At 61.2% G+C, this 15,068-nt stretch carries 16 protein-coding genes; 10 read left to right on the plus strand and 6 right to left on the minus strand.

The features are described from left to right. Genes murA through hisD form a run of 3 tightly spaced genes read left to right on the plus strand, consistent with a single transcriptional unit; the run spans window position 1 to window position 3,241 of the window. Complete coding sequence (murA, locus tag F451_RS0119590) at window positions 1-1,263, plus strand: UDP-N-acetylglucosamine 1-carboxyvinyltransferase (protein ID WP_020683115.1); 1,263 nt, start codon at window positions 1-3, stop codon at window positions 1,261-1,263. Between the two features lie 19 nt (window positions 1,264-1,282). After that, the gene (gene hisG, locus F451_RS0119595; RefSeq protein ID WP_020683116.1) at window positions 1,283-1,927 is read left to right on the plus strand and encodes an ATP phosphoribosyltransferase; all 645 of its coding nucleotides are present in this window, start codon (window positions 1,283-1,285) and stop codon (window positions 1,925-1,927) included. Window positions 1,928-1,930: 3 nt separating this feature from the next. Further along, complete coding sequence (gene hisD / locus F451_RS0119600) at window positions 1,931-3,241, plus strand: histidinol dehydrogenase (RefSeq protein ID WP_020683117.1); 1,311 nt, start codon at window positions 1,931-1,933, stop codon at window positions 3,239-3,241. A gap of 57 nt (window positions 3,242-3,298) precedes the next feature. On the opposite strand, the gene F451_RS0119605 is transcribed toward hisD, so the two are convergent. Beyond that, on the minus strand, window positions 3,299-4,453 hold the full coding sequence (locus F451_RS0119605) for a S1C family serine protease (RefSeq protein ID WP_020683118.1): 1,155 nt from the start codon (window positions 4,451-4,453) through the stop codon (window positions 3,299-3,301). Between the two features lie 83 nt (window positions 4,454-4,536). Between F451_RS0119605 and F451_RS0119610 the strand changes: the two genes are divergently transcribed. Then, window positions 4,537-5,298, plus strand: a complete 762-nt coding sequence (locus F451_RS0119610; protein ID WP_020683119.1) for a Nif3-like dinuclear metal center hexameric protein — start codon at window positions 4,537-4,539, stop codon at window positions 5,296-5,298. 99 nt (window positions 5,299-5,397) lie between these two features. Here the strand turns inward: F451_RS0119610 and F451_RS26110 are convergent, their stop codons facing one another. Continuing rightward, entirely contained in the window at window positions 5,398-6,021 is a 624-nt protein-coding gene (locus F451_RS26110; protein WP_020683120.1) for a Z-ring associated ZapG family protein, read from the minus strand. 91 nt (window positions 6,022-6,112) lie between these two features. Further along, window positions 6,113-6,856, minus strand: a complete 744-nt coding sequence (locus F451_RS0119620) for a FadR/GntR family transcriptional regulator (RefSeq protein WP_020683121.1) — start codon at window positions 6,854-6,856, stop codon at window positions 6,113-6,115. 127 nt (window positions 6,857-6,983) lie between these two features. On the opposite strand from F451_RS0119620, the gene acuI reads away from it, so the two are divergent. Beyond that, a complete protein-coding gene (acuI, locus tag F451_RS0119625; RefSeq protein WP_020683122.1) occupies window positions 6,984-7,967 on the plus strand; it encodes an acrylyl-CoA reductase (NADPH) in 984 nt (327 codons plus the stop codon). Window positions 7,968-8,149: 182 nt separating this feature from the next. Here acuI and F451_RS0119630 read toward each other — a convergent pair whose 3' ends face one another. Then, on the minus strand, window positions 8,150-9,322 hold the full coding sequence (locus tag F451_RS0119630; RefSeq protein WP_020683123.1) for an NnrS family protein: 1,173 nt from the start codon (window positions 9,320-9,322) through the stop codon (window positions 8,150-8,152). A gap of 97 nt (window positions 9,323-9,419) precedes the next feature. Between F451_RS0119630 and F451_RS0119635 the strand changes: the two genes are divergently transcribed. From F451_RS0119635 to F451_RS0119655, 5 genes are read left to right on the plus strand one after another with little or no spacing between them, the layout of a single operon-like run. Beyond that, window positions 9,420-10,265 (plus strand): cobalamin-binding protein, encoded by an 846-nt coding sequence (locus F451_RS0119635; RefSeq protein ID WP_240476521.1) that lies wholly within the window; start codon window positions 9,420-9,422, stop codon window positions 10,263-10,265. Window positions 10,266-10,278: 13 nt separating this feature from the next. After that, on the plus strand, window positions 10,279-10,797 hold the full coding sequence (cobU, locus tag F451_RS0119640) for a bifunctional adenosylcobinamide kinase/adenosylcobinamide-phosphate guanylyltransferase (RefSeq protein ID WP_020683125.1): 519 nt from the start codon (window positions 10,279-10,281) through the stop codon (window positions 10,795-10,797). Continuing rightward, window positions 10,794-11,900: a nicotinate-nucleotide--dimethylbenzimidazole phosphoribosyltransferase gene (cobT, locus tag F451_RS0119645; RefSeq protein ID WP_020683126.1), complete on the plus strand. Its 1,107-nt coding sequence runs from the start codon at window positions 10,794-10,796 to the stop codon at window positions 11,898-11,900. The genes cobU and cobT overlap by 4 nt, the downstream gene beginning before the upstream one ends. Continuing rightward, the gene (locus tag F451_RS26115) at window positions 11,897-12,529 is read left to right on the plus strand and encodes a histidine phosphatase family protein (protein ID WP_020683127.1); all 633 of its coding nucleotides are present in this window, start codon (window positions 11,897-11,899) and stop codon (window positions 12,527-12,529) included. Before cobT ends, F451_RS26115 begins: the two co-directional genes overlap by 4 nt. Before the next feature lie 39 nt (window positions 12,530-12,568). Next, window positions 12,569-14,122 carry an HDOD domain-containing protein gene (locus F451_RS0119655; protein ID WP_020683128.1) on the plus strand — a complete coding sequence of 518 codons (1,554 nt, stop codon included), beginning with the start codon at window positions 12,569-12,571 and terminating at the stop codon, window positions 14,120-14,122. Between the two features lie 19 nt (window positions 14,123-14,141). Here the strand turns inward: F451_RS0119655 and F451_RS0119660 are convergent, their stop codons facing one another. Both F451_RS0119660 and F451_RS0119665 read right to left on the minus strand, forming a co-directional pair. After that, entirely contained in the window at window positions 14,142-14,438 is a 297-nt protein-coding gene (locus tag F451_RS0119660; protein ID WP_020683129.1) for a hypothetical protein, read from the minus strand. A gap of 64 nt (window positions 14,439-14,502) precedes the next feature. Further along, complete coding sequence (locus F451_RS0119665; RefSeq protein ID WP_020683130.1) at window positions 14,503-15,063, minus strand: cob(I)yrinic acid a,c-diamide adenosyltransferase; 561 nt, start codon at window positions 15,061-15,063, stop codon at window positions 14,503-14,505. Between the last annotated feature and the right edge of the window lie 5 nt (window positions 15,064-15,068).

Below are 15,068 nucleotides of genomic sequence, written 5' to 3' on the forward strand. Positions count from 1 at the left end.
ATGGAAAAGTTCAAGATTGAAGGCGGCGTCACCCTTAACGGTGAGGTCAGCATTTCGGGTGCAAAAAACGCTGCCCTGCCGATTCTGGCTTCAGCTTTGCTGGCCGACGGGCCGGTTCATATCAGCAATCTGCCTCACCTGAATGACGTCACCACGATGCTTGAGTTGTTGCGTCGCATGGGCGTTGAGGTGGTGGCCGATGAAAACCTGAATGTACAGATTGATGCGCGCACGATTCGCGAGTATCACGCCCCCTACGACCTGGTGAAAACCATGCGCGCCTCGATCCTGGTGCTGGGTCCTTTGCTGGCGCATTTTGGCGAGGCTCAGGTATCCCTGCCGGGCGGTTGTGCCATTGGCAGCCGGCCGGTGGATCAGCACATTCGAGGCCTGCAGGCCATGGGTGCCGAAGTGCTGGTGGAGGAAGGCTATATCCATGCACGCAGCAACGGGCGCCTGAAGGGCGCGCGGGTATTCTTTGACATGGTCACGGTGACCGGCACCGAGAATATCCTCATGGCGGCAGTACTGGCCGATGGCGAAACCGTGCTTGAAAACGCCGCCCGTGAACCCGAAGTGGTGGATCTGGCCAACTGCCTGATCGCCATGGGGGCAAAAATCAGCGGTCACGGCACCGATACCATTCGTGTGCAGGGCGTAGAGTCGCTGGCGGGTGGCCATTATTCGGTACTGCCGGATCGCATTGAAACCGGTACCTTCCTGGTGGCGGCAGCCGCGACGGGGGGCCGAGTGCGCTGCACCAATACGCGGCCGGATATTCTGGATGCCGTGTTGCAGAAGCTCACCGAAGCCGGGGCCGAAATCACCACCGGCGACGACTGGATCGAACTGGACATGAAAGGCCGCCGGCCCAAGGCCGTGAGCATTACCACGGCGCCGTATCCGGCCTTTCCGACCGACATGCAGGCACAGTTTGCCGCCATGAACGTCGTGTCACAGGGTGTTAGCCAGATTCGCGAAACCGTATTTGAAAACCGTTTCATGCACATGCAGGAAATGATGCGCATGGGCGCCCAGATCACCATCGACGGACACCATGCGACGATCGAGGGCGTCGAGAAACTGCAGGCCGCACCGGTGATGGCAACAGACCTGCGGGCCTCGGCCAGCCTGGTCATTGCCGCGCTGACGGCGACTGGCGACACGCTGATCGATCGCATCTATCACATCGACCGTGGCTACGAGCACATCGAAGAAAAGATGCGGCTGCTCGGTGCACACATCGTTCGCATGCCGGGTTGACAGGGGGCACCACAGACCAATGACACAACCGTTGACCATTGCGCTTTCCAAGGGGCGCATTCTGAAGGAAACCCTGCCTCTGCTGGAGGCGGCGGGCATCGTGCCGGCTGAGGATATTTTCAGCAGCCGCAAGCTGATTTTCGATACCAACCAGGATCATGTAAAGCTGGTGGTTATTCGCGCCACGGACGTGCCGACCTACGTTGAGTATGGTGGTGCGGACATGGGTATCTCCGGTAAGGATGTACTGCTGGAACACGGCGGCGAAGGGCTTTACGAGCCGCTGGATCTGGAGATCGCCGTTTGCAAGCTGATGACGGCGGGCCTGGTCAAGGCGGCTCCGGTGAAGGGCCGCCTGCGCATTGCCACCAAGTTCGTTAACCTGACCCGCGAGTACTTCGCGCGCCAGGGGCTGCAGGTCGATATCATCAAGCTCTATGGCGCCATGGAACTGGCGCCGATCATGGGGCTGGCCGATCAGATTGTGGACATCGTCGATACCGGCAATACGCTACGGGCAAACGGTCTCGAGCCGCTGGAGCTGATCGCCCCTATCAGCTCGCGACTGGTGGTTGGCCAGGCCTCGATGAAAATGAAATACGACCTGATACAGCCGATCGTCGACAGCATGGCCCAGGCCGTTGCGGCGCGGCGCGGAGGTTAAGCAATGTCAGAACTGAATATTCAGCGCCTGGATGCCACCGCAGCGGACTTCGATGCCTCCCTGCAGCAGTTACTGGCCTGGGAGTCGGTGTCCGATGCCGGCGTTAACGCGATCGTGGATGAAATTCTTGCGCGCGTACGCCGCGAGGGTGATGCCGCGGTAGTGGAGTACAGCAAGCGCTTCGACCGTCTGGATGTCAGCACCATGGCTGAGCTGGAGCTGAGCCGTGAACGTCTGGAGCAGGCGCTGGAACAGCTGCCCAAGGCACAGCGCAGCGCACTGGAAGAGGCGGCGACACGTGTACGCGAATACCACGAGCGCCAGAAAAGCGACTCCTGGAGCTACACCGAAGCCGATGGCACCATGCTGGGCCAGAAAGTCACGCCTATGGACCGGGTGGGCATTTATGTGCCCGGTGGCAAGGCGTCCTATCCGTCGTCGGTACTGATGAATGCCTTGCCGGCCAAGGTGGCCGGTGTCGGCGAGATCATCATGGTCGTGCCGACTCCGGGTGGTGAACTGAACGAGCTGGTGCTGGCAGCGGCGGCCCTGGCCGGGGTTGACCGGGTGTTCTGCATCGGCGGCGCCCAGGCCGTGGCGGCGCTGGCCTATGGCACAGAAACGGTACCGCGAGTCGACAAGATCGTGGGCCCTGGCAACATTTTTGTCGCGACGGCCAAGCGTGCGGTCTTTGGTGTTGTCGGTATCGACATGATTGCCGGGCCTTCCGAGATCCTGGTGCTCTGTGATGGCAGCACCGATCCGGACTGGATTGCCATGGACCTGTTTTCTCAGGCCGAGCATGACGAAGACGCGCAGTCGATCCTGGTGAGCCCGAATGCCGATTATCTGGATCGGGTCGAGCAGAGCATATTGCGCCTGCTGCCCACCATGGAAAGGCGCGAGATTATTGAAGCCTCGCTGCGTAACCGTGCGGCACTGATCCGTGTGGAAGATATGGCACAGGCCGTCGACGTGGCCAACCGTATCGCGCCGGAGCATCTGGAGCTGGCGGTGGATAATCCCGAGGCGCTGGTACCTGACATCCGTCATGCCGGTGCCATTTTCATGGGGCATTACACGGCAGAGGCACTGGGCGATTACTGCGCCGGTCCGAACCACGTACTGCCGACATCCGGTACAGCGCGTTTTTCGTCACCGCTGGGTGTGTATGATTTTCAGAAGCGCTCGTCGCTGATTCAATTCTCCGCCGACGGTGCGTCGAAGATGGGTGAAGTCGCGTCCATTCTGGCGCGTGGTGAAGGTCTTACGGCCCATGCCCGCTCAGCTGAATACCGTATCAAGCCAGACTGATACTCAACACGGCTGCAGCACCGCGGGTGCTGACAGCCGTTTTTATTCCTTCCTGTCTTAACGTTCGCCTTCCTGCGGACGCTCTCCTATCTGCACCTCAAGCTGCATTGGTGTGCCGTTGCGCAGAATGTCGATGCTGGTCGATTGGCCGGGCTTGAACGTTGCTATGCGGTTCATGGCTGTACGACTGTCGCTGATCGGGTCTTGGTTAATCGCCGTCATGATATCGCCTGGCTGCAGGCCAGCCATGTGGGCAGGGCCATTGCGAAAGATACCGGCGATGACCAGCCCCTGGGCGTTGTCGAGGCCAAAGCTTTCGGCCAGGCGCGGCGTCAGCTCCTGAACCTCTACCCCTATCCAGCCCCGAATAACCCGCTGGTGCTCGATCAGGTCCTGCATGACCTGGCGTGCCAGGTTGGAAGGAATGGCGAAGCCGATGCCCTGGGAACCCCCGGACTTGGAAAAGATGGCCGAGTTTATGCCGATCAGGTTACCGTAGGCGTCGATCAGGGCACCGCCGGAGTTGCCTGGATTGATGGCTGCATCGGTCTGAATGAAGTCTTCGTAGGTATTGAGTCCCAGGCTGTTGCGCCCGGTTGCGCTGATAATGCCCATGGTGACCGTTTGGCCGACGCCGTAGGGGTTGCCTATGGCGAGGACTACATCGCCGATGCGTTTGGCCTCAGAAGAGGTGAGGGAGATGCTGGGCAGGTCGGGCAGCTGTATTTTAAGGACGGCAAGGTCCGTTTCCGGATCTGTGCCGATAACCTGTGCCGGGGCTTCGCGCCCGTCGCGCAGGGCAACCAGCACGCTGTCGGCATTGGCGATGACATGATTATTGGTGACGATAAAACCCTGGGCGCTGAGAATGACACCGGAGCCGAGGCTGGATTCGATCCGGTCACGCTGCGGCTGGTTGCCTGAACCAAAAAAGTTGCGAAAGAAGGGGTCGGCGCTCAGTGCATTCTCCTGGGGCTTTACCAGGGTGCGGGTGTAGATGTTAACGACGGCCGGTGCCGCCGTGGCAACGGCGTCGGCATAGGACACCGGGCCATTGCCTGGACCGGCGGATTCTGCCTTGGGGGGCTGGGCTTCACGGATTTCGACGGTCGTTACCGGCGGGCTGAGCAAGTCGGGAAAGAGCTGCAGGATCACTACCGCCGCCAGTATGCCGGTAATGATTGGCCAGATCAGATAGGAAGTCTTTCGCATGGGCAGCTCGGGTGATTGTGCTATGAAATCATGCAATTATACGGCTAGAGCTTGGCTGTTGTGAAATATGGAATCATAAGTGTATGTCTATCGAACTGAATGAGCTGGTGCGTTACTGCGATACGTTGCTGCAAAGCAACAGCATTTCCGATTACTGCCCCAATGGGCTTCAGGTGGAAGGGCGTTCCCAGGTAAAACGCATCCTCTGTGGTGTCACGGCCAGTCAGGCCCTGCTGGATGAGGCTGTCGCCTGGCAGGCTGACCTGGTACTGGTACACCATGGCTATTTCTGGAAAGGCGAGGACAGCCGTATTCGCGGTGTCAAAAAGCGCCGACTTGCGACCTTGCTAAAACATGATATCAGTCTGCTGGCTTACCATCTGCCGCTGGATGTGCACCCGGTTTATGGCAATAACGTGCAACTGGCAGCACGACTGGGTCTGGCGATCGAAGGCTCACTGGAGCCTGGCAATCCGCGTGCGGTCGGGTTGGCCGGGCGGCTGGATACCCCGCTGACGCTCACCGAGTTTGCCGCCCGCATCGAGGCTGTATTGGGCCGGGAGCCGCTGTGTATCAAGGGGGGGGAGCAGCCGGTCGAGCGGATTGGCTGGTGCACCGGCGCTGCCCAGGGGTATATCGAGCAGGCCGCCGAACTGGGGCTCGATGCCTATCTTTCAGGGGAAATTTCGGAGCCTACGGTACACAGTGCGCGGGAGCATGGCGTGCATTACATCGCCGCCGGACATCACGCAACAGAACGTTACGGCGTGCAGTCGCTGGGGGAGCATCTGGCGCAGCATTTTGGTTTGCAGTGGCGCTTTGCCGATATCGACAATCCGGTTTGACACTCGTCGGCCGAACAGCCATTCCCCTGCCGGTGTTGTGTGCGGCATCTTTGCAGTATAGGCGCGGCGCTACGATTGCCGTAGGTGCCGCGCAGCGGTTCAGGCGTCGGTACTGGCCGGTTTGGCCTGCACTTTTTCTTTCTCTTGTGCCTTAGCCTTTTCTTTCTCTTGTGCCTTAGCCTTTTCTTTCTCTTTCAGCGCGGCGAGGTCAGCCGGGTTGGTCACTGGCTCCTCTCCGTTGTCGTCAACCTCGACATCAAGGCCGTAGGCCTCAGACAGCATGCCTTTCTCGTTGCCTGACTTGGCGGCGTAGTCCCTTGGCGGTTCAGGAATCTTTTCCGCTTCCTCGTTAGGAACAACATCGGTGACGACTGGAATAGGGGCGTCCGACGCTTCCGGTGCGGCTGTTAGCCTGGCTTGCGCGCTTTCTTTCAGCGCGAGGCTCGCGGTGTCGCTGTCACAGAGTGACTGGGCGCCGCTGGCCAGGTGCTGGTGCACTTCCCTGTAGGTGTTGGTGAGCTGATTAACCAGTTCAGCGGTTTTCTCAAAGTGCTCGGTGACGTCCTGCTTGTAGGTCGTCAGTTCCGCTTTGGTTTCATCAAGTTGATCGCTCAGAGTCTGGCGCTGATTTGCATCAGAGCCCGAGCGTCCCAGCAGATAACCGATCAGGCCGCCTGCCGCCAGCGCGACGGCGCCAATGATCCATATACTGTTTTCTTCCACAGTCAATCCTCACCTGGAATTTGAACCGAAATCGTAGGATAAAACAATCGCTGGCCCAAGCCTACCGGCAGCATGGCGGTGGATGCAAGCTTCAGTGGCTGTTGCCGGCCGGGGTCATGCTGTCAGTGCCGAGATGCTGACGCAGGTCATTGAGTTGCTCGGTGACAATGGCACAGGCGGCATCGGCATCACGGCTTTCGAGCGCATCAATCAGGCGCTGGTGCTGCCGGCTTACATGGGTCCGGTCGCGAAAGCGATGCGCCACCATGTTCGTGACCGGCTGCAGCGCCTCGATGACTGAATACATCACGAAGCCGAGCAGGCGGTTACCGCTTGCATCGACCAGGGTGCGGTGCAGCGCCACATCGGAGGCGCAAAAGTCCTCGGCACTGAGGTTGCTGTCCCGCTGGATTTCCAGCTGCTGTCGCATGCGGGCCAGCTGTTCCTCGGTGCGGTTGAGCGCTGCCAGTCGACAGCACTGGCTTTCCAGCAGCTCGCGCGCCTGTAGCACCTCGTCCATATTGAAAGCGTCCATGCCGACCAGCAGGGTGGTCGCGCAGGTAAGGGATTCACTCAGGTCCTTGACGCTGGGGCAGTTGATAAAGGTGCCGCCGGTGGGGCCGCGCTTTGAGCGGATCAGGTTCTGGGCCGCGAGGATCTTCAGGGCTTCGCGGATGGTGGGTCGTGATACGCCAAAGCGCAGTGCCAGTTCGTCTTCGGTGGGCAGGCGGTCATCGGCACGCAGCTCGCCCTCCACGATGGCACGGCGCAACTGGTCGGCGATCTGGCGAGAAAGGTTGTCCCGTTTTACTGGCGCGAAGGTAGAAGTTGTCATCTGGTCTCCCTGTTGTGGGGCTAGTATTCCACAGTGGGGGCGATTTGTTAATTCGCTTTACAAATAGACAAATGGGTCTTAATGTTAATTCGTCTTACAAATTAACGACAGGGTATTCGGAGGCGATATGTTTAGGGCACTGGTACTGGATCAGCAGGACGGCAAGACACAGGCGCAGGTCAAAACACTGCAGGAGTCGGAGCTTCCCGATGAGGGCGTGCTGGTGGCGGTGGATTACTCGTCGCTGAACTTCAAGGATGGCCTGGCAATCACCGGCAGCGGAAAAATCGTCAACCAGTTCCCGATGGTGCCGGGCATCGACCTGGCCGGGCGGGTGCTGGAATCTGCCGATGCTGCGTTTGCTCCGGGCGATGCGGTGGTGCTCACCGGCTGGGGGGTGGGAGAGCGTTACTGGGGCGGCATGGCCGAAAAGGCTCGTCTTAAAGCCGACTGGCTGGTGCCTATGCCTGAGGGATTGGATGCCCGCGCCGCGATGATGATCGGCACCGCAGGCCTCACCGCCATGCTATGCGTCATGGCGCTGGAAGAAGGCGGCGTGACACCGGCGCAGGGGCCCGTGCTGGTGACCGGGGCCGCCGGCGGTGTCGGCAGTGTGGCGGTGGCCATTCTGGCAGGGCTTGGCTACGAGGTGTATGCCGTAACCGGTCGCCCGGAAACCGAGGCCTACCTCAAAGGGCTGGGTGCCAGCGCACTGGTGAGCCGCGAGACTATGCTGGTCAAGCCCCGGGCGCTGGAGGCGCAACGCTGGGCCGGTGCCATTGATACCGTGGGTGATACCATCCTGGCCAAGGTGCTGGCGGAGACCTGTTACGGTGGCACGGTCGCGGCCTGTGGTCTTGCCGCCGGGTTCAATCTGCCCACCACGGTGATGCCGTTTATTCTGCGCAATGTTCGGCTGCAGGGGGTGGACTCGGTCATGTGCCCGTTGCTGCGTCGCCAGCAGGCCTGGCAGCGCCTGGCACAGGAGCTGCCAGCAGCGGCACTGGGGGACATCGGTCACAGCATCGGTCTGGACGAGGTGCCGGATTATGCCCAGCGCATCGTGAACGGCCAGGTGCGCGGACGTGTAATCGTCGATATGTCACGCTAAGGCACCTCGAAAAACCGTTACGAGCAGACTTAGCTGCAAGGCGCACGGCGCGCAGGAACCGCAGTGTATGGGGTATACATGAGGATTCCGAGCACCGCGTAACGCAGCAGATGAGGCGCGCAGTAGGTTTTTCGATGTGACCGCTAAGCGTTGCTGCCGTGTGCGCAGATATCCTGCGGCTCTTATCCGTAGAGCCCGTCCACGCGGGGGCGGATCAGAATCCGACTGTAGTGCAGTAAGAACAGCAGCCAGGCCAGTACCCAGAGGCTGCCGGCCGTGTAGATGGCAAACGCATAGGGCAGGGATGCCAGTGGCAGCAATACTCGAGACAGGCCGGCCAGTAGCATCAACGCGAAGGCCAGCCGGATTGATCCCGGGATTTCAAGTGGCCGGCCGGTATGCCCCAGCGATACGCGTGCCATCATGCCCAGGGTCAGGCTGCCAATGGCACCGGCGCCAAACGCGTGCAGTGCCAGCGATGCTGGCAGCCAGCCCAGCGCGCTAAAGCACTGCAGGGCAAAGCCCAGCGTCATGAACAGGTAACCCAGATGCAGTATCCACAGCAGGGGAACCCGGGCAATGCGCGGGCTGAGCCAGCCGCTTTGACGGACCAGGTGTGCTGCAAAGTTCAGCGCCGCCGTCAGCAGGGCGGTGCGCGGCCACTGCAATGCCCAGCTCAGTGCCCAGAGTAACGCCAGCGGTATGATCAGCCGCTCCAGCCAGGGTCTGCGCTTGGCCGTGAATGTGCCAAGGCCGCGTTCGGTAAAGAACGGAATGACCCTGCCGCCCATGATGAGCATCATCAACACCACCAGATAAAGTGCGCCGTGCAGCCCGTCAAGGGCTGTGCGGGTCAGCCCCAGTTGTTGCAGATGCACCAGCAGGTTGGCGATAAAGAAGCCACACAGCAGCGCCAGAAAAACGAGATTGCGGTAATTGCGCGAGCGCACCAGTGGCCAGGCCAGCGCCATGCCCAGCAGTGGCAGGAATGCCAGGTCGGTCAGTGCGACCGCGATAGCGGGTATGGGCAAGAAGGGCACAATACGTCCTGCCAGCCAGACCAGGGCCAGTGACGCCAGCCAGAAGCCGCTCAGCGTTTGAATCGAGGTCCAGGTGCGTACCGCGGTTAGCAGAAAGCCGGCAATGACGGCGATAGCGAAACCAAACAGCATTTCGTGACCATGCCAAAGCAGGCCGTTGCCATAGTAGGTGCTTATTGTGGCGCTGGTATAGATATACAGCCAGAGCCCAATCAGCAGGGCGCCCGCGGCACCGGCCAGGAGAAAGAAGGGCCGGAAGGCAAGATTGAACAGGGAAAACTCGGCTGGAACGCGCCTTTCCTGCAGCGGTATCATGGGCACCTCCTGATGGTGTCGGTATACTGTCGGCTTTGCGGTTTGCGTTATTATGTACTCAAGATACATTTTTATAAAGTTAATCTGGCTGTTGCTGGTGTTACCCGCCCAGGCGGCGGTCACCGTCATCGACAACTCCGGTCACAGCGTCACCCTGGAGCAACCGGCACAGCGCATTCTTGCGCTGGCGCCCCATATCACCGAAAACCTGTTCGCCATGGGCGCTGGTGATCGTATTGTCGGCACTGTCGCTTTCAGCGATTACCCGCCGCGTGCCCGGGCGATTCCCCGTGTCGGCAGTTTTGGCCAGCTGAACCTGGAGCAGGTGCTGGCATTGCAGCCCGATCTGGTGGTGGCCTGGCCGGGCGGAAACCCGCCTGCACAGCTGGCGCGTCTGCGCCAGTTCGGCATTGCGGTGTTTGAGTCCGACCCCCGCAGTTTTGCCGCCATTGCCGCCAATCTGCGGCTGTATGGCCAGCTCACCGGGCTGCAGGTCAATGCGGATGCCGCGGCGTCCGCGCTGGAGCAGCGGGTGAATCGGCTGCGCGTGCGCTACCAGGGAGCGGCACCGGTACGGGTGTTTTACCAGCTCTGGCATGAGCCGCTGATGACCGTGAACCGTACCCTGCTGGTGGATCAGATGCTGCATCTGTGTGGCGGCGAAAATCCCTTTGCGGACCGGCCCGAGGCGGTGCCTCAGCTCGGCGTGGAGTCGGTGCTGGCAGTGCGGCCCGAGGTTATCATCACCACAACCGAAGAAGCGCCCCACGACTGGATTGCACGCTGGCAGCGGTGGCCCGAGTTGCCGGCGGTAAGGAATAACCTGTTTTATCAGCTCAACGCCGACTGGATGCACCGTGCCACCTCGCGGGCATTATCCGGTGCCGAGCAACTGTGCGCCCACCTGGACGATGCCAGACACAAGCTCGGGCGCAGCAACTAAATTGAAAACGGAGATGTACGTGAAACAACTGATACTCGGTGGTGCCCGGTCCGGCAAAAGCCGGCTGGCAGAGCAGCGCGCCCAGGCGAGCGGCTTGCCGGTGGCGCTGGTGGTCACCATGGTGCCGGGGGATGACGCGGAGCTGGCCGAGCGGGTTCGGCGTCACCAGGCAGAGCGTCCTGAGGACTGGCGCCTGGTCGAAGCGCCCACGGCGCTGGCCGGTGCGCTTGAACCCCTGCTGGAACAGGGCTATTGCGTGCTGGTGGACTGCCTGACCCTGTGGCTGACCAACCTGTTGCTGCTGGACTGCGAAGAAACCCTGCAGGCCGAACTGGATGCGCTGGACCGGCTGTTAAGCCGCTGTGATGGCAGCCTCATTATGGTCAGCAACGAAGTGGGGATGGGAATCGTGCCGATGGGTGAACTCAGCCGGCGATTTCAGGATCAAGCCGGCTGGCTGCATCAGCGCATGGCGGGGTTCTGTGACCGGGTCACGCTGAGTGTGGCGGGCTTGCCGCTGGAGGTGAAATGACAGACGTCGGTATACCGCACAACTGGCTTGAGCAGCCCATACAGCGTCCCAGTGCCCAGGTTGAGGCGAAGGCCCGCGCGCATCAGCTGCAGCTGACCAAGCCCGCCGGGGCACTGGGTGAGCTGGAGCAGCTGGCGATTCGCCTGGCCGGGTTGCAGGGCCGTGTCGATCCACGCATTGAGCATTGCCATATCAGCCTGTTTGCCGCCGATCATGGCATCGCTGCGGCCGGGGTGTCGGCCTATCCCCAGGCCGTGACGGGTCAGATGGTGGCCAATTTTGCCGCCGGCGGTGCGGCGGTGTCGGTGCTGGCAAGGCTTGCCGGTGCCCATTTCGATGTGGTGAACCTCGGGACGCTGCAACGCCCCGCGCCCGACCCGCGGGTGCTGGATCGCTGGCTGGGTCCGGGAACCGCCGATTTCACCCAGCAGGCCGCGATGACGGCCGAACAGCGTGACGCGGCACTGCTGGCCGGCGCGGAGCGTCTGGCAGAGGCCAAGGCGGCGGGTTGCGATCTGTTCGTGGCCGGTGAGATGGGCATCGGCAACACCAGTGCTGCGACGGCACTGGGCGCCGCGTTGCTGGGGCTCGATCCGCAGCTACTGGCGGGTCCGGGCACCGGTGTCGGGACGGCAGTGCTGGCACAGAAGGTGACGCTGATCCGCCAGGCACTGCAGCGACACACAGCCGATATGCCGGATCTGGCCAGCGGGCCCGAGGCACTTCAAGAGCACAGGGTACTTGAGCTGCTGCGCTGCCTGGGCGGATTTGAAATCGTTGCGATGGTCGGTGCTTATCTGCATGCGGGCCAGCGGGCGGTACCTGTGCTGGTGGATGGGTTTATCAGCACGCTGGCTGCGCTGGTGGCCGTGCGACTCAAACCCGACCTGGCAGCCTGGCTGATCTATGGTCACCGCTCGGCCGAACCCGGTCACGGGCTTCTGCTCGAAGCGTTGCAGGCGCGACCCCTGCTGTCACTGGATATGCGACTGGGTGAAGGCAGCGGGGCCGCACTGGCGGTACAGATCGTACGCAGTGCCTGTGCGCTGCACAGTGACATGGCGACATTTGCCGGGGCCGGTGTGGCGGGGCCGGGCGCTTGAGCGTACTGACGCTGGATTTGCTGCGTCACGGCGATGCCGAAAATGCGGCCTGTTACCGGGGCCGCACGGACTCGGCACTGACCCCGCTGGGATGGCGGCAGATGCAGGCGTATGCGCACCGTAATCCAGGCTGGCAGCAGCTGATGTGCTCGCCGTTACGGCGTTGTGCCGAGCCGGGCACATATATTGCGGAGCAATTGCAGCTGCCCGTGGTCACGGATGATCGCTTGCTGGAGCTTGACTTCGGTGACTGGGAGGGGCGCTCTTACGAGGACGTCTGGCAGCAGGACCGGGATGCCGTGATGGCCTTCTGGCAGGATCCGAATGCGAGTCCGCCGCCGGGTGGTGAAAGCCTGGCGGCATTTTGTGCGCGGTTACAGGCGCTTGAGGATCATTTGATGCATCTTCCGGCGCTGGCGCAGGGCAGTGCGCATGTTTTGCTGCTTACGCATGGTGGCGTCATTCGAGGGCTGCTGGGTCGGCAGCTGGAGCTGGCCGGGAACAAGTGGTCGCAGCTGCGCATCGATACCGGTTCCCTGAGCCGATTGAAAATCGGTTATGATCGGCAACAGCAGTGGTGCGAGCTGTCATTCATGAACTGGCAGCCTGGCCTCGACAGTTTTGGCTGAGTCGGTGGTACCTTATTTCAAGGGAAGGAGCTGTTTGCAGTGAAGTATCAGCAGACCATCAATGCAGTCTATAGTCGGCTCGACCGATTGGGTGATCTTCCCATTTTCAGTGCGACGGTCAACCGTATTCAGCAGATCAGCAGTTCCCAGGAGTCCGATGCGATGGCCCTGGCGATGGCGGTGATGAAAGACGCCAACCTCTCGATCAAGTTGCTCAAGCTCGCCAATACGCCGGGATACAACCGGGGCCAGGGGCCGATCAAGGTCGTGTCCAGAGCGGTGGTATTACTCGGCTTTGATCGCATCAAGAGCCTGACGGTCACGCTTAAACTGATCGAAACCCTGGGCCAGAACCGACCGGAGGCCGATATCGGCTCGTTGCAGATGCGCGCCTTTCTCAGTGGTGCGCTGGCCCGGGAACTGGCGCAGCGCTGCGGTGTGCGGGATGTTGAACAGACCTACTTGTGCGGCTTGCTGCATAACCTGGGCGAGACGGCGCTGGCATATACCCAGCCTGATCTGTACAAGAAGATGTTGCAGTTGCGTCAGGGTAGCGGCGAGAGCTGGGAAGCCTTGCAACTGCGCGTTCTGGGTGGAAATTTCAGTGACATCGGACAGGATCTGGCGACCAGCTGGGGGTTTCCCAAGGCCATGGTTCTGACCATGGATGCGCTGACCGCCGAGCAGCTGCGCGGAGACGACCGGCTGGGCTACCACCTGGTGAGCCTGTCGAGCCAGTTGCTGGAGCTGTTGCATGCCAAGGGGACCCACGGCGGCCCCGGTTATGCCCAGTTACTGAAGGATATCTCGAGCGAAACCGGGATCGACCGCGATGCCATCGAGCAAAGTATCAGTCATGCCTACAAGCTGGTGTGTGATCTGGCGCTGGAATATGAAGTGCCGCCCCGCCCCTTGGTGCCACCGCTCGACAGCACGGACCCGGATGTTGCCGAGTTGAACCGGCGCACGGCCTATTACATTCACTCCCGCCTCGAGGCGCATGACACGCCGCCGTCACCAGAACAGCCTGCACCGGCCGAGATTCAGCGGACAGTGGACAGCGGGCAGTCCCTGCAGCTGGATTACCTGCAGGCCCTGAGTGAACTGCTCAGCGCTTCAGCGCCGCCGCAAGAGGTGTTGCAGAAGGTTATCGAGGCCATTATCAAAAGCACCGGGTGCGACCGGGCGGCGCTTTGCCTGCTGGATCGTGACGGTCAGCAGCTGGCGGTTCGCATAATTGGCGGTGAGAGCCAGGCACCACTGCGTGATTACCTGAAATTCAATCGTGGACAGGGGGAGGGCGACTTCTTCTTTCGATTGCTGGGGCAGGGCAGCAGCCTGTTTGTTTCAGACATCGATCAGGATGACTGGCGCAGGCGGCTTCCCTCTGCATTTGTGGCGGCCGTGTTGCCGCAGGGGTTTGTGCTTTCGCCCCTGCAGGTGGGTAGCCGGACAATCGGATTTCTCTATGCGGATCGGTTGCGTGGACACGGAGCTGTCAGCGAGGATGATTTTCGCGGCTTCAATCGCTTTTTTCTGCAGGCCCGGCTGGCGTTTTCCCATGCCGGTGCAAAAGGCAAACGGGCCAGCTGAGGTTGTTGAACCCTGTCGCTCAGGGTTCGCTGATGCCCTTGATAAAGGACTTGGTACCTTCCCAGGCATCCTTGCTGGCTTCCACCGCCGCATCGGCACCTTCCTTGCCCAGCTCTACGGCCGTTTCTGCGCCCTTGCCCGTCGAACAAATGGCCCGCTGAACCGAGCAGCGTGCCTTGCAACCCGTCACTGCCGCCTCGTCAGTGAAATGTCGTACTTCGCATTCGGTACGGCAAAATTGCTGATCCAGGGCACAGTCGGCCAGTGCAAGCTGGGGCAGCCAGGCAAGCATCAGTACGGGTAAGATTCTTTTCATTTTTATCCTCCTTGGCTGGGGTTAAGTATAACTGATGCGGTGCCGGGTCGCGGCCCCGAGCCGCTTAACGCTTGTTGCGCGCCTGCCAGTACACCTCCTGACCGCCATCGCGGCGCGCCAGAACCCGGGCACAGACAAACAGCAGGTCGGACAGGCGGTTAATGTAGCCCAGCGCATGGGGATTGACCGCCTCAGTCTGTGCCAGCTCAACCAGGCGACGCTCGGCGCGCCGGCACAAGCTGCGGCTTTGCTGACACAGGGCGCTGGGGCGGTTTCCCCCCGGGAGAATAAATTCACGCAGTGCCGGCAAACCGGCGTTGAGACGGTCCAGCTGTTGCTCCAGCGTGCTGATGGCAGCAGCGTCCAGAACCCAGTATTGCGCCTCGACCATGGCCAGCTCCCCACCCAGATCAAACAGGTCGTGCTGCAGCGGGGGCAGGATGTCTGACAGGGCATCGCCGGGTGCGAGGTCGGCAATCAGCACGCCCAGGCTTGAGTTCAGCTCGTCGATATCCCCCAGAGCCTCGATGCGCGGATGGTATTTCTCGACCCGGCTACCATCGGCAAGGCCGGTGGTCCCGTTGTCGCCGCTGCGGGTGTAAATTCGATTGAGACGATCCGGCATGTTGT

Origin of the sequence: Marinobacterium rhizophilum DSM 18822 (assembly GCF_000378045.1) — a bacterium.
Lineage (GTDB): Bacteria > Pseudomonadota > Gammaproteobacteria > Pseudomonadales > Balneatricaceae > Marinobacterium_A > Marinobacterium_A rhizophilum.

Coding starts and splice junctions, on each gene's coding strand:
- murA (WP_020683115.1), top strand. CDS start 1: ATGGAAAAGTTCAAGATTGAAGGCGGCGTCACCCTTAACGGTGAGGTC.
- F451_RS0119660 (WP_020683129.1), bottom strand. CDS start 14,438: ATGAAAAGAATCTTACCCGTACTGATGCTTGCCTGGCTGCCCCAGCTT.
- hisG (WP_020683116.1), top strand. CDS start 1,283: ATGACACAACCGTTGACCATTGCGCTTTCCAAGGGGCGCATTCTGAAG.
- F451_RS0119610 (WP_020683119.1), top strand. CDS start 4,537: ATGTCTATCGAACTGAATGAGCTGGTGCGTTACTGCGATACGTTGCTG.
- cobU (WP_020683125.1), top strand. CDS start 10,279: ATGTACGTGAAACAACTGATACTCGGTGGTGCCCGGTCCGGCAAAAGC.
- F451_RS0119620 (WP_020683121.1), bottom strand. CDS start 6,856: ATGACAACTTCTACCTTCGCGCCAGTAAAACGGGACAACCTTTCTCGC.
- cobT (WP_020683126.1), top strand. CDS start 10,794: ATGACAGACGTCGGTATACCGCACAACTGGCTTGAGCAGCCCATACAG.
- F451_RS0119665 (WP_020683130.1), bottom strand. CDS start 15,063: ATGCCGGATCGTCTCAATCGAATTTACACCCGCAGCGGCGACAACGGG.
- F451_RS0119630 (WP_020683123.1), bottom strand. CDS start 9,322: ATGATACCGCTGCAGGAAAGGCGCGTTCCAGCCGAGTTTTCCCTGTTC.
- hisD (WP_020683117.1), top strand. CDS start 1,931: ATGTCAGAACTGAATATTCAGCGCCTGGATGCCACCGCAGCGGACTTC.
- acuI (WP_020683122.1), top strand. CDS start 6,984: ATGTTTAGGGCACTGGTACTGGATCAGCAGGACGGCAAGACACAGGCG.
- F451_RS0119605 (WP_020683118.1), bottom strand. CDS start 4,453: ATGCGAAAGACTTCCTATCTGATCTGGCCAATCATTACCGGCATACTG.